The following is a 13,348-nucleotide window of genomic DNA, read 5'->3' as shown; positions in this document are numbered from 1 at the left end:
GTTAATGCCGCGGCAGGGATTGCTGGAGCCATCATGAATTACTCTGGAAATGAGGCTCTTGGACGGGAAAGGCGGGGCTCATCCCCGCCCTTTGATTCCGCGCAGATTGGGCCAACGGCTGCTGCGCGTCCGAACGACTGTTGATACGGATTTAGGCTGCGACCTTCTTGCGGGTCCGTTTCGCCGGCGCCGTGGCTGGGGCTTCCGGCTCTTTCGGTTTGCGGCCGAGTCCCATGGTCTTGGCCAAGGCGGAGCGCGCAGCGGCGTAATTCGGCGCCACCATGGGATAATCCGACGGCAGACCCCATTTGGCGCGATATTCGTCTGGGGTCAGACCATAGTGCGTCGCCAGATGGCGCTTTAGCGATTTGAATTTCTTGCCGTCTTCAAGGCTAATGATGTAGTCCGGTTCGATCGACTTTTTGATCGGGACAGCAGGTTTTTTTACAGGCACAGGCTCTTCTGCCGGTATGAGTCCAGCCGTGCCGTTTAGAGCCCCGTGCACTTGGGCGATCAGGGCAGGAAGCTCCCCCGCCGGGACGGGGTTGTTGGAGACGTAGGCTGATACAACATCGGCAGTGAGCTCGATGAGGATGTCGGTCTTGTGGGGTTCTTCTGTCATAAACTTCTCCGGGCAGCTTGAAACACAGTTGGGCGAAGTGTCGCTTCATAGTGGCGGTTGCCGCTGAAAGCAAATGGATCGACGGGTGCGCTGCTCCTCCACCATTGAAGTCTCGGCGACGCATCCCGTCATCGTCCATCGCTAAAGGCAGCGTATTGAATTATGGGAGCGGTCGCGCCCGCCCCACCATAGCGATACAGCAAGACAATCAAAAAAGCCGGTCTTTGCTTGGCCCCAAATCTTTTCTCCTTTCGTGAACGCTGAGCTGCCAAGCTGCTACAGTTCACCTCGCGGGGCAACCGTGCACAACACAGGAGTCGCCCGAGCGATACATTCTTCACTTGCCGCTTATCAGCGCTGGTGATTGCACTTTGCAGCCTGCCTCCGGACCCGCAGCGCTCACGCTGTTGGTTTTGCGCCTGCAGGCGTCGGAAGTCGGATCGCCGCAGCTAATTTCCTCAGGCGGACGAATTCAACAAATCGATTGTTTGGATCGAAGGCATCCACACCATCGATGCCTCTAGAATAGGATCCAGCTACAATCACCGTGCTGTAATGGCAGGGACGGCCAGCACAAGCGCGACACGATCCGGCGGGTCCATCGCTGCGTTACGTATTCATGGCTACTGCATCGGGCGCTCGGTCGACCGCCTTAAGCCAGGTCGCCGCATTGCGAGACGGTGACCGGCGAGGGAGAGGGCGCTCTGGCAACGAAGCGAGGCGGGTGGCCTTGCGGGTGGCCGCGTGATGTCATCCGGCTCTCCTGCCGATCTCTGCCGGCCAGATCTGGAGCAACTGTTTTGCATAGATATGGCTCTCTTCAGGGGGCCATCTATGATGGGAGCCGAGCGCGTGTTCGAGCCGGGGAACAGGCTGCGCATGCACTGTGCCCACCTATTGCGATCGTGCTAACCTTGGTTGTTTGGACTTGCCGTTAAAGGCAAGCGACAGATTGAAGTTATGCTGCACCATCTGATTGCCTGGCTCGTTTTCGAGAGCTCGCCGATACAGGGCCTGTGCCGCGTCATGCCGCCCCTCAATGTCCAAAATCACGCCCTTCGCATTCAATGCACGTACGTTTCCTGGGGCTGCAACCAAGACGCTGTCGAGCACCTCAACCGCTTCGTGCGGGCGCTTCTGGCCCACCAAGGCATTTGTAAGTCGTATCGCCGCATCAACATTGTCCGGGTGCTGCTTCACCTCATCCCGCAAAGCCCGCTCTTGAACATCCTGACCAACTTCGCGCAAAATGCGTTCGCGCATAGCCGGATCGATTTGATCGGCGCTGAGCAACTCGGGGGAAGATGTCTCCTGCACGGAAAGAGCCGGCTTTTGCCAGCTGGCGCAACCGCCCAAAGGCAGAATGGCGAGTACGGCAAAAAGAAGTGAGTTCCGGCGCAGAAACATAGGCGATGGAGAAACTGTATTACTATTCATGTTATCTCTCAGTTATCGGGGAGGCGCGTGGCGTTCAGTTAGGAAAGGTGGGACTACTCTAACAATCCGCTGTTCGATCCGTGCGGGAGTGTGACGGATCCTGCGGGGCGAATTGTAAAGTCGGAGGCGAGGTCTTGATAAGACAGCACGGCGAGATCAACCCCGTTTCGCGTCAGAAAGCCGCGGACGAAACGTCGGACATCCATCGACGTCAACAGAATAGGGCGGGTTTGACCCGGTTCTGCGTTCGAAAGGACCTGACGTATCTGTGATAGCATCGCTTCGCTTTGCCGATCCTCCAGTGCGAGATAGGGGCCTGCATCCGAATCTCGAACCGCGCCACGCATCACATCCTCGCTCTCGCGCTCGACGACCAGGGCGGACACGATGCCCTCCGTGTTGGCATGGCGGTGGCAGATCTGTCGCTTCAAACCAGAACGGACATATTCCGTCAGCAGGGCAACGTTCTGCTCACGCTCGCTCCATTCGGCCAATGCCTCCAACACGAGACGGGTGTGGCGGATTGGGATACCTTCCTCCAGGAGGCGGCGCAGAACATCGGCAATCCGAGGAATCGGCGTCGTGCGTAGCACCTCTTTCACAAGCTCAGAATATTCCTGCTCCATTCGGCCCAGGAAATGTCGGGTCTCTTGGATGCCCACCAATCGCGGTGCGTAGCGGGTCAACGCTGCATGGACGCGCAAGGCGAGGAGTTCGCCGGGAGCCCTATGCTCCGTGCCGGCGCCCGTAAGGGCCTTTGCAGGGGTATGTTCAACCGGGAGTGTGTCCGTTTTCGGCTCACGTCTAAGGGGGACACCGCTCGAGTCGACGTGCGCTACATCGGCTCGGAGCGCCATCTGGTTTGGATCTAAGGCGTCCTGTTCGACTGGCACGCCCTCGACATCAATTCGGAATTGCGATTCAGGCAGCTGCTCGTCAACCAAGACAGGGATGCGAGGAACGATAATGCCCAGATCGGCTGTGACCAGGAGCGAAACGCGCCCAATATGTTTTTGCAATTCGGCTTGATCGACCGCCTGCATAAGATCTGGCGCTAGAAAAAATGCGATCGGGAATTCCTTCGCAGGCGCGGCTTGCTTAGGCTCCGCTGCAGTTCCACCTTTCGCATCGGCAGTGCCGGCGCCCAGCACATCAGCCTTGACAATGCTTACCGCAGCGAACACTGCGGCCAGCATCAGAAAGACGGGGAGGGGAAACCCAGGAACGAACCCCATTACAACCAGGACGCCGGCCGCCAGTCGCAAGGCTCGAGTGCTGGCCGTGAGCTGACTGACCATTTCTGTACCGAGGTTGATCCTCGCCGTCCCAGTCACACGGGTGACGATGGTCGCCGCAGTAATGGAGAGCAGAAGGGCCGGAATCTGCGATATCAATGCATCGCCTATCGTCAGCAGAGTGTAGTGATGCAGTACCTCGCCGAAGGACATGCCCTTGGAGAGCAGGCCGATCGAAATTCCACCCAGCATGTTGATGCAGATAACCACCAGCCCGGCGATGGAATCGCCCTTCACAAATTTCATCGCGCCGTCCATCGCGCCATAGAGTTGGCTTTCCTTCTCCAATTCGGCGCGCCGCCGGCGGGATTCGTTGGCATCGATGTGGCCGTTGCGTAGCTCTGCGTCGACCGCCATTTGCTTGCCCGGCAGAGCATCCAGCGTGAAACGCGCCGCCACTTCTGCCACCCGTTCGGCACCCTTCGCGAGGACCATGAATTGCACCATGGTGACGACCAGAAATATGACGAAACCCACCACGATATTGCCTGAAATGACGAAATCGCCAAAAGTATGAATAATGCTGCCGGCCTCCCCCTCGGCCAGAATCAGTCGCGTCGTTGCGACCGTGAGCGCGAGACGGAATACAGTGGAAATCAAAATAACGCCGGGCAAAGAGGAAAAATCAAGTGGAGTACTGACATACAGGGCAACCATCATCAGCAGTATGGCCAACCCCATATTGAATCCTATCAGGGCGTCGACCACCACGACCGGGATAGGCATGACCATCATCGCGACAGCCAGAAGCAGCATCAACGCAACCATTAAATCCGGGCTGGCCGGCGCACGCTTGATGAAGTCACGCAGGACGTTGGCCATCGAGACACCTTTGCAATCGGTTGAGACTTACTCTGCTGTTACGCCATGAAACGTGGCTTTCGAACTCCGAAGGCGCCTCAGCCTTGGCCAGCGCGTGACCCTGCATGAGAGCCACAAGCAGGCGCGAAATGGCTGGGCAGCAAATGTTTCCAACGCAGCCAGCTTGTCAGCACCGAGCGCGGCAGGATGTTTGGCTGGCCATAGAGTGCTGCTTGATGGGGCCTGCGAGCTTTCAATATTGGAGAGCAGCAATGCGGCCATTCCTGCTCAGCAGCACACGGCTGTCCTCAATACGTTCGACCACCCATCCATCAGCCAAAATGGCGCCGACAAAATACTTCTCGCTGTCGATGACAATATATGGTTGGACCCCATGCCACACAGCTTCGACCGCGATTGCGGATGGCGCCTTCTCCTCTTTGATGAGCACTCCGTTCACCAGTGTTAGAGTACCCTTGGTGCGACGATCGAACGATTGCTGAAGCTTCTGCCAGCTGATGACCGATTCAGACGTGACGGTGCCTTCGGCGGTCACAACACCCTTTGCCGACCCAATCTTGACGTCGAGAAGACCCGCTCGATCGACTTCCTCCTGCAGCTCTTGGGCCGCTGCCTCCGTAAGTTCATTGTCAGCGCGGTGACTGATCGTTCTGGACGCGACTTCAGCCCGAAGTGAATTGGGGCTCGATCCACTTGCATTGCCAAGATAGGAGATCGTGCCTGAAAGCGCGCCGATCCCGAGTGAGCTGATTATGACCATGGCGAGCACACCGATCGGTAGGCGCGGTATGCCGGTCGAACCAGGCGGCTCTGCATCCTGCACGGACAAAGCAATGGACATCTCGCCTACGAGCAGGACGACAGGAAGGGGCACAACAACGGACTGGCCTGCGGCCATATTCCGGTTGCCCTCGATACTGATTCCGGGTGCAAGCGCCTCCAGTTCGATCGACTTGCCAAGAAGAGTTACACGAAGGTGATGCGGTGCCAGTCCCTGCTCGACAAAGACCAAATCGGCATCGAAGCCGCTGCCGATTAAACACTTTTGAAGATCCGTCTTGCCGGTCAGACCGCAATAGTGCCCCGAACGCACTTCGAAACGGAGGGAAACGGCGTCATCCACAGAGCATCTCTCAAACAGGATAGAAGCCGCATGGCAATTGCCATGCGGCTCATTTCGGGACTACGTCGCGTCAATAAGGAGACGCGCTAAGGGGCAGCCTAAAACCCGCCTCCGACATTACGAAACGCGTTCGTCGGCGGCCTTCTTGATGGTCTGGAGATTGGTCGTTAGAGTGCGCAACTGGACACTCCTTTTCGTCGCCTCCAAGCTAACATTGGTTAGTTCCTGCACTTGCGCCTGAAAAGCAGTAGCATCAGCTCCGCTTGTATTGCCGGGAGTGCCACTGTTAGTTTTATCGGTATTGCCGGCGCTACTGGTATTGGTATTGCCTGATTTTTTATTATTATCAACTGCAGCCATGATCATTCCTTTTTCTGTTGGAGTTGTGCCGTCAATAACGGCCTGTATGACCTCACGCCGGATTTTCCCGCGTCAGGCATCTTCTGTGTCATCCAAAGCTTCATCGGCCTCAGCCATCGCATCGTTCGCGAATTGGAACGCGAACGATCGCAGGATACTTTGGAAGGCTTCACTTTGTGCTGCAGACTGTGAGTTGTCTTGAAGTTGATCATTTGAAACGGTCCGGTTATCCGCCCGATCGTTCCCGCCAGCTGCCTTGCCATCATTCCCACCAGCTGGCTTGCCATCATTGCCATCAGCCGGCTTGCCATCACCAGAATGCTCGGATTTCGAATCCCCATGGCCCTTTCGGATCAAGGAAGTCCCGAGGTTGCCAACTCCACTCCCAATTGCTGCTATCATCAGGTACTCCGGCATTTGCCATTGGCGGCGACGTGTTAAAGGTTAACCTCGATCAAGCTAAGGGCGGGAGCTTTCGAGAACCTGACGGCTTTTGACAAAAACCGGCCAGCGCAAAAACGTATGCTCTGCAGGATGTTGCTCTCGCATCGAACAGTCGACCACGATCTCGGCTGTTCGGCCAATCCCGCCGTCCACGCATGCCGCGACCGAATGGCAGCCGCAGCAGCTGGTTTGCATCTCGATGCTGTGGTGTCGAACAGGAGACACGGTCCACGTGCTGCATGACCGCAATGACCGTATTCTTGCTGGCTCCACGGGCGCACGCAACGAGCAGGAACTCGGTCTTTGCATCACCATTCTCTCGCCTGCACATCACGGCCCGGCGCGGTGAGCTCATTGGCCTCGAGAAGGTCGGCGACCGTACGAACATGGGATGGTCTGCCGGCTTTGGGAGGCCGGTGCGGATCCTCTTCTCACCATATCGAAAGCTTGAAGCGGTCGGATTTTCTTGCCCTGTTCGTGAGAACTCCCATCGTCAGCTAATCGTCAGCCAAGCGGTCTATCTAGGCCGGCCGTGCCTGACCTTCGGATCCAAAGGTCCCGTCTCGACACTTTTTGTAACTATAGATCGAAATGGTTTCCCGCGCGATACGCAACGCACACGCTTCTCTGAAGCAAATGTGTGACTTTGTCGGTGGCGAACGAGAGGAGTGACGCATCAATAAAATCGTCAGGCACGTGTCTAGGAAGGGGAGCTAGCCGAGTTGGTCTGATTTCATTCGCTGTTCCTGGAAATCGGCGGACTGAAGCGCTGATAATCTCAGGACATCGATGGCAACGTTGCGAAAGTCCTGTGAGCTCGGGCCAATCTTGGCCTGCTACTGAGAAGCACTTTGGCGGGAACATTACGCCGTCGCGGGTCTGGCTGACCGTGACGTTAACCGAAAGATGCCGCTGGTCTCGTCAGCCGCCAGCACAATAGCAGCACATTCTCGCCTACTACGGAGACGCAATATGAAGGGCATTGGCCGACCACGGAAATCGCAGGCTGAAACTGGAGCCAGCCGCGCGGGGCGGGCGAGCAGTTCCCTTTCGCAATCAAGTCTTGCTGCGGGAGAAGGTGGACAGTCATTCGATTCCGTTGTGGAGCAGATGCGCTCTGGGGACGCCGATAGGAGGCCCTCCTCCCTTCCAGTTGCGCGCGGTCCAGGCGATGCCCGCGAAAGTCTGCCAGGCGCCTCGATTGGCGAAGATCAAATCCTGAACACACCGCGACGTGGAGCCGCTGCGCCACCACGCGGAACCGTAGCGCCACGTGGCGCAGCCGCAAGGCGGCGCGGTTCTCCCTCCATGTCTGAGGGCGAAGCCATGGCGCCGGTCGGTAGCCAACTATCAACCGCGCAGGTGGAAGGCACCAGCTCATCGTCAAATGAAGATATCAGTCCGACACAGCTCAGAATGAACAGTCTTGTTCAACAACTGACTGATTGCGAGGCTGCGGCCAGGAAAACCGACGTCCCCGAGGAGGCGGTGGAGCTGATCAGTCGGGTCGTCGATGCAGCCTCAGCAATTCTGGAGTACCGCGCTAGCCTGCCTGCGGCTGAGGCGCAGACAATTATGCCAGACGACAAGGTGCGTAGATGTTGCCAGATCGTGTGCGACGCCGCGAATGAAGTAGACCAACTTGGCCTGTCGACGATCACGAAATTGGACAAAAAGACCAAGAAAGCGGCAGGTATGGTCGATAAACTCTACTCCTACTCCCAGGCGGACCGGCAGGAGCTGTTGATTTTAAATGTGGAGAACCACCATACGGCGGCAATTAAGTGGTGGGAAAAAAAGGCATGGCGCTCCGAACGGCAGCGATCCGCCTGCGCTGCCACCGCTAGCCTATCCAGTGGAACGCCCGTGATGCGGGAAGCCGAGCGGTGCGCACTGCGGCTGCGTGCCGGCTCGGTACTGAGTGTCAGGATCTGGCTGGTCCGTGAGCGGATCGGTCTTGCGCGGGCCAAGATTGAACTGCGGGCGAGCAGGTTCGAGCCAGATTTGAAGGAACTCCTCGTCGGTCGAAATGGAGTGGTGCAGCTGATGGCAAGCGCCGCTCAAGAAGCTCTTCGCGCCCTCTCTTTGGCGAAGGGCATAATGGATGATGGCAAAACACTCAACGCTCATGATTGCGCGGTTGTAGAAAAAATCATGGAGCGGCTTTCGGATTTTGGATTGGCGTTGCACGAGGTGCATACCAAGCTAAGCCATACCTACCCAGATGCCGGCCTCCCATTGAAACTGTTCGAACGGATCGTGGACGATGCATGGATCACTGCGCACGATGCCATGCACTTGTTGAACCTGCAGTCTCCGCCGTCAGCCATCATGGCGCCACAGGCCCAGGCGGGCGCTGCGATGCCGGCCAGGGCAGGCGCTGCGATACCGGCTGACACTGCTGGTACGGCTGCAGTGTCAGAAGGCACTACAGCGCGAAGGAAAGGGAAGTCAAAGCATAAGTCGGCAGCTCGCGCCGGGACTTCTGCCGCCGGGCAGCCATCAACACCAGTCGCTGCGAACGCCGGCACAGTGCCAGCAGCCAAGGTTCTCGCGCGCTCGGATCAAGTTGCGAGTACACAGGTGAGAGCGCAAGAGGTGGCTGCGAGTTCGTCGGGGGCAGGCTCGACAATCGGGGGCGCCGCGTTGTCAATGGAGGTATTGACGGAGCGGCTCAAACGATTGGACGAACTTTTGCAGTTCGATCTGGCCGGTCAGCAAAGCGTCGTCTCCCAAGTGCGCCAGATGAAGCCTGAGGAGGCCGGTAAGGTCGTGGACGATGTGGCCCAGTACCTGCGAGCCCAGGCCATTGAGATGCAAACCTGTCTCGCCGGGTTGCAGGGGCGTAATGTACGCCTGCTACTCACCTCCACCCAGCTACCCAAAGTGCACGAACGCACAGACCAGCTCAAAGGGTTGCTGAACATGGTGCTGGGACAGGCCAACGCATTGAATGAAGGAAAAGCCGGCATTACGACTGATTGCATGAAGACCTACGCATTTCCGGCGCAAAAATACCTGGAACATTTGTGCAATGCCGACGAATTGATGCCGCCGGAGGCACCGGTCGCGCTGCGTGGCGAGCCAGGAAAGCTGTTTGAGATGAAGCTGCAGCCCAAGATGCTGGTCAATGGTGCGATGCCGAGCCCGATGTGGGTGCACATCCACACGAGTCGCCCCGTCATGGCCAGAAACTTGGAAGGGCTGGCTGATTCCGAATTCACCGCTTGCCACGTTAAATCCAACGAACAGCGCGGCTACAATCGAGAGCGAGAGGAAGCCGATGCTAGGTCCGGTCGCGAGAAGGTCATAATTCATCGCGGCAAACTCACCCCCGCTTTCTGTAAGTCCTTGTTGACCTCAGGGCTTGGCCGCCAACCACGCCATTCGCGTGCCGAGCTCCCGTCGGCGCAGGCTGCATGACAGGGCACTCAGAATGCGGCCGGCCACGCTGTGAGTCAGCGAGCATTTCTCCTGGCCAAACCGCGAATGCCGCTGCGCGAGTTGCGGTCCGGCGATTGGAGTCGATCGGCTACCGTCAGGGCCGATTTGCGATGTCGCGTTACCGGCTGTTGACGTGGCGGCGTATCTTGCCTCCCATCCAACTTATCGCCGAGATCGCGCCGCCAAGATCGAGGCGGAAGGTCTTCCTGCGAGCGCGGAGCAGGCATAGCCGATCCGATCGGGATCGGCGCATCGCAACGACCCAACGGTGTGGTGGAGAAAATTGGATTCGGGAGAGCTCGGTTCCAAGAGGCGGAGTTCCGGCCCGAATACAATCCGCTCGCAAGCACCCACGATGCGCATCCGCAGTTTATTGTCTGGGAGATGGGCTGGATTGCTCGGCGGCGCTGGCGCTAAGGCGGGGCTGTCGCCGGACAATTAGCATTCACTGCCAACAGCCTTGCAACCGTCACCAGTTGCAAGGCTCGGCGGCGGGTCGACAAATCACATGAAATCGTCGTCGGACCCGCTATCGCTGCTGTCGCTATCCTCGGTTTTGTGGAGATAGAGTGGAGGTTTGCCTGCACGCTGCCACTCACCGGCACTGTTCTTCGTCCATTTGTCGGGATGCTGCGTAGGGTCAAGCACCAGGTCGCCATGATCCACTTCAACAAACCCCATCGTCTGCGCGCGCGCTTGTGCTTCCGGATTAGCCGCACGCCAATTCAGCAACGGTCGGTCGCCGTCTATCCGAAGTTGATGCTCCAGCAGAATATCGCCCGCATTTTCGACGAGCGGATGGGCGACTTGAAGATCCACTATGGAAGTGACCTCAGTTCGACCAGGAAATTGTTCCCGCCAACTTTCCGATTCGAACTCGTTCATGCTGAATCCGCCTTCCATTCTCAGCAGTCCGGCACTCCGGTCTCCCAATTGGTAACTGAAATATCGCGCGTGCTCCGTATCTCGACGGATGCCATATTGCTGAGCAACGTCCGCGGTGCGCCTGGCTCGTGACGATACGAACTCCGAATACTCTTGAGGATTGTCGGCGATGTGCGTGATTTCATCACCATGAAATTGCCTCACCTGTCTCCTGAAGGAAGTCCTGTTGATCTCCACCACAGGAGGTCGGGAATTGAGGGAGTATGCTTGGGGAGCCGCCGATGATGAGGCGCCGCTACCTTCCGATCCGGATAAGTGCATTCGGGCAAATGTGTCCGCGAACCCTTCGCTTCCTGCATCCGATTGCTCGCCGGCATTATGCGCGCGGTAACTATCGGATGAGCCACCAATTCGACCATACATGACGATTCGTACTCCTATGTTTCGCAACCGAGCTCAAGTTAGCACGGCTGTTCAACATAGGGCGCTTAGTTGACGACTAGCTGACGAGGGCATTCCAACGGCTGCACCAATCAAATCCGCACTGCCGGCCTCAAAACCTCGGACTGCGCCACGCACCGGCCAGCAGAGGCTGCAAGGTCATGCCCGGAGGACTTGCCGTAGTTGCTGGGTGGCAGATCCGAGGGGAGTGATTGCCCCAGGCCCGCGGTTGCGCGGTTGGCCTGACAGAGACACTGGGGCACGGATGGTCAGCCGACATTTGCCACTAGCATGGAGCCAGGTCAGTTTTGAACTGGGCAGTCGTGGACTTCCAATGACTAGGCCAAGCCTGCGGCAAAGAATGCTTTCGCGACAGGCTGGAAATATTGCATAGGAACCGCGTGGCCGAGTTTTGTAGTGCCTATCAGCTGACGCGCTAAGACATGGTCATGGACGATCGTCAGGCGTAGTGCCCGCGCCTCGCTCAACACATGTGAAACGCGCTCACCTTCGGCACGGCAAACTAAGAACGGCACCCCGGTTTCACCGCGAACGTAACGCAGACCGATCAGGACCGCCCTTCCTGTTAAGACCAGCGTGGCGCGATGCACGCCAAGCGCAGGCTCGTCGGCCGCCTCCTCGCGGATGCGACGCTGTTCACCTTTCAACTCTGGCGCTCCTTGCTGATCCTTCGACTCGCGCGTCACTTCGGTATTGGTCATGCGCATTTCGCGCAGATACAACGCGCGCTGGAGCAGAAGATCGATCAGTCCGCCGACCAGCAGTGCGCCGGCGCCAATTCCCATCAGCAATTTTGTCTCCATAAAGATGAGGCCAACACAGCCCATGCCGCAGATCGGCAGAGGGACCATTGTCTTCCACATCCCGAGAAGGACAATGGAAAAGGTTGCGCTGAGAACCAATACCTTGAACATGGTCTTGCAGACTTCGACCATGGAACGAGCAGACCCCAAGCGCTTCAGCCCTTCAAAGGGGTCAATTTTCTTAAAGCTGAGCTTCATCGGCTCCAGAGAGAAGACAAATCCACCATTGGCTAGCAGGCTGGCCAAAATCACCGCGGCGACAAGGGTTCCAAGCAGCGGGCCAACAGCCGCGACTGTGAGTTGGACGAGCACAACCAATGCCTGCGGCACCGCGGTATCGAAAGGTAGGCTCTGCAACTTGGTGGCTAATAGGAGCGCTTCCCGGCATTTGTCCTCGATCACGCTGCCTCTTAGCCAAAGGTAGCCGAGCCCAGCGCAAGTCCCGACCGCGCGGACGAAATCGGAGCTACGTGGCAGCTGTCCTTTTTTGCGCGCTTCACTTAACTTCTTCGGGCTGGCGGCGTGTGTCTTCTCTTCACTTGTGTCGCTCATGGCAGCAATTTGTCGAACCACTCCAGCACGCCGTTGGCACGTGTGACCTCCAGTTTCATGCTCTCCACCAGATAGGCAGCGTAGGTGACCATGAGAACTGGAAAGACAATGTTCTTGATTGCCGGAGACAGTTGGCTCGCCTTAAATTGCGGGGCAAAGCGACGCAGCAGCATCATCGATATATCAATCAGTATCAGGAAGAACACGACAGGCCCCGATACCAATAATGCCGTGCGCATTATGCTGTCGAGAAGCCCCAACAACTCCATTGCTCCTGGCCCGCTCAGTGTCGGGTGAAACTGATACACCGGCCAGATCAAGTAGCTGCGGTACAGGACACTGATCAAAGTTTCCAGGCCTCCTGATCCGACGAATATGGCAATCGCAGTGATCCCCAGAAAAACGCCCATCGCGGAAGCCTGACTGTTCGTCGCGGGATCGGCCGAAGCGGTCGGGCTGCTGATGCCGCGTTGGTTGTCGATAAGCTCCCCGGCAGCCTGAAGGCCCCAAAGCGGAATGCCAAGAAAAGTGCCAAGGAGTACACCGACAAAAACTTCCTTGAATCCGAGCAGGGTTAGCTGGATCAGGCGCGTATCAGGATCCAGCGCCGGCAATCCGCCGCTGACGTGTGCCAGGCATGGTAGTGCGAAGCCAACAGCCAAACAGCCCCGGATCAGCCCACTGATCTGCGAGCGTGTGAATACGGGAAAGATCAGCATGATGCCCATCGCGCGGGCTGCCCCAAGACCTGCCGCAACGACGAGTTCGAAAGCCGTCTGGATCAGAATTTGAATATCGGCCGATGGCGCGTCCATGGGGCGGACTAGTAGCTAAGTGTCATTGCGGGAAACTCGGTGAAGATCTGATCGGCTAGCTCTATGAGCGGGGCGCTTAGCACAGGAGCAAACAGCCCAATCACCGCGACAACGACCAGAAGCTTCACGGTGAGCGGCAAGCTTTCATCCTGGATCTGCGTCGCCGCCTGGAGGATGCCGATGACGAGGCCGACAACCACTGATGCAATGAGCGGCGGTAGAATCCAGATCATGAAAACCACCAGTGATTGGCTCATAAGAGTAATGATGCTGGATTCAGTGAT

General features: G+C 57.6%; 11 protein-coding genes. 1 reads left to right on the top strand and 10 read right to left on the bottom strand.

The window, feature by feature from the left end; genetic code table 11:
- Positions 1–151: 151 nt before the first annotated feature.
- The 6 genes from EN845_RS30720 to EN845_RS30695 all read right to left on the bottom strand — a co-directional run bounded on the left by EN845_RS30720 (position 152) and on the right by EN845_RS30695 (position 6,061).
- Positions 152–622, bottom strand: a complete 471-nt coding sequence (locus EN845_RS30720) for a MucR family transcriptional regulator (protein WP_024505385.1) — start codon at positions 620–622, stop codon at positions 152–154.
- Positions 623–1,516: 894 nt separating this feature from the next.
- Positions 1,517–2,059, bottom strand: a complete 543-nt coding sequence (locus tag EN845_RS30715; RefSeq protein ID WP_081714429.1) for a tetratricopeptide repeat protein — start codon at positions 2,057–2,059, stop codon at positions 1,517–1,519.
- A 53-nt stretch (positions 2,060–2,112) separates the two neighbouring features.
- Positions 2,113–4,176: a type III secretion system export apparatus subunit SctV gene (sctV, locus tag EN845_RS30710; protein ID WP_024505383.1), complete on the bottom strand. Its 2,064-nt coding sequence runs from the start codon at positions 4,174–4,176 to the stop codon at positions 2,113–2,115.
- Between the two features lie 232 nt (positions 4,177–4,408).
- Entirely contained in the window at positions 4,409–5,299 is an 891-nt protein-coding gene (locus EN845_RS30705) for a hypothetical protein (protein ID WP_127310091.1), read from the bottom strand.
- Between the two features lie 117 nt (positions 5,300–5,416).
- A complete protein-coding gene (locus EN845_RS36260) occupies positions 5,417–5,659 on the bottom strand; it encodes a nodulation protein NopA (protein WP_224570034.1) in 243 nt (80 codons plus the stop codon).
- Positions 5,660–5,731: 72 nt separating this feature from the next.
- Positions 5,732–6,061, bottom strand: a complete 330-nt coding sequence (locus EN845_RS30695) for a hypothetical protein (RefSeq protein WP_081714433.1) — start codon at positions 6,059–6,061, stop codon at positions 5,732–5,734.
- Positions 6,062–7,411: 1,350 nt separating this feature from the next.
- Here EN845_RS30695 and EN845_RS30690 point away from each other — a divergent pair.
- A complete protein-coding gene (locus EN845_RS30690) occupies positions 7,412–9,526 on the top strand; it encodes a hypothetical protein (RefSeq protein WP_245478250.1) in 2,115 nt (704 codons plus the stop codon).
- 525 nt (positions 9,527–10,051) lie between these two features.
- Here EN845_RS30690 and EN845_RS30685 read toward each other — a convergent pair.
- From EN845_RS30685 to EN845_RS30670, 4 genes are all read right to left on the bottom strand, one after another.
- On the bottom strand, positions 10,052–10,855 hold the full coding sequence (locus tag EN845_RS30685) for a hypothetical protein (protein ID WP_024505378.1): 804 nt from the start codon (positions 10,853–10,855) through the stop codon (positions 10,052–10,054).
- 356 nt (positions 10,856–11,211) lie between these two features.
- A complete protein-coding gene (locus EN845_RS30680) occupies positions 11,212–12,249 on the bottom strand; it encodes an EscU/YscU/HrcU family type III secretion system export apparatus switch protein (protein ID WP_024505377.1) in 1,038 nt (345 codons plus the stop codon).
- Positions 12,246–13,064, bottom strand: coding sequence for a type III secretion system export apparatus subunit SctT (gene sctT / locus EN845_RS30675; protein WP_063169270.1), 819 nt, complete (start codon positions 13,062–13,064; stop codon positions 12,246–12,248). The genes EN845_RS30680 and sctT overlap by 4 nt, the downstream gene beginning before the upstream one ends.
- An 8-nt stretch (positions 13,065–13,072) precedes the next feature.
- Entirely contained in the window at positions 13,073–13,348 is a 276-nt protein-coding gene (locus tag EN845_RS30670) for an EscS/YscS/HrcS family type III secretion system export apparatus protein (RefSeq protein ID WP_024505375.1), read from the bottom strand.

Source organism: Mesorhizobium sp. M8A.F.Ca.ET.202.01.1.1, from assembly GCF_004791595.1.
Lineage (GTDB): Bacteria > Pseudomonadota > Alphaproteobacteria > Rhizobiales > Rhizobiaceae > Mesorhizobium.
The sequence above is the reverse complement of the archived record's forward strand: the minus strand, read 5'-3'. Positions and strand labels throughout refer to the sequence as shown.

Bases quoted from the DNA above. Each gene is read 5' to 3' on its own strand.
- EN845_RS30695 (WP_081714433.1), bottom strand. From the start codon at position 6,061: ATGATAGCAGCAATTGGGAGTGGAGTTGGCAACCTCGGGACTTCCTTG.
- EN845_RS30680 (WP_024505377.1), bottom strand. From the start codon at position 12,249: ATGAGCGACACAAGTGAAGAGAAGACACACGCCGCCAGCCCGAAGAAG.
- EN845_RS36260 (WP_224570034.1), bottom strand. From the start codon at position 5,659: ATGGCTGCAGTTGATAATAATAAAAAATCAGGCAATACCAATACCAGT.
- EN845_RS30690 (WP_245478250.1), top strand. From the start codon at position 7,412: ATGTCTGAGGGCGAAGCCATGGCGCCGGTCGGTAGCCAACTATCAACC.
- sctT (WP_063169270.1), bottom strand. From the start codon at position 13,064: ATGGACGCGCCATCGGCCGATATTCAAATTCTGATCCAGACGGCTTTC.
- EN845_RS30715 (WP_081714429.1), bottom strand. From the start codon at position 2,059: ATGAATAGTAATACAGTTTCTCCATCGCCTATGTTTCTGCGCCGGAAC.
- sctV (WP_024505383.1), bottom strand. From the start codon at position 4,176: ATGGCCAACGTCCTGCGTGACTTCATCAAGCGTGCGCCGGCCAGCCCG.
- EN845_RS30720 (WP_024505385.1), bottom strand. From the start codon at position 622: ATGACAGAAGAACCCCACAAGACCGACATCCTCATCGAGCTCACTGCC.
- EN845_RS30685 (WP_024505378.1), bottom strand. From the start codon at position 10,855: ATGTATGGTCGAATTGGTGGCTCATCCGATAGTTACCGCGCGCATAAT.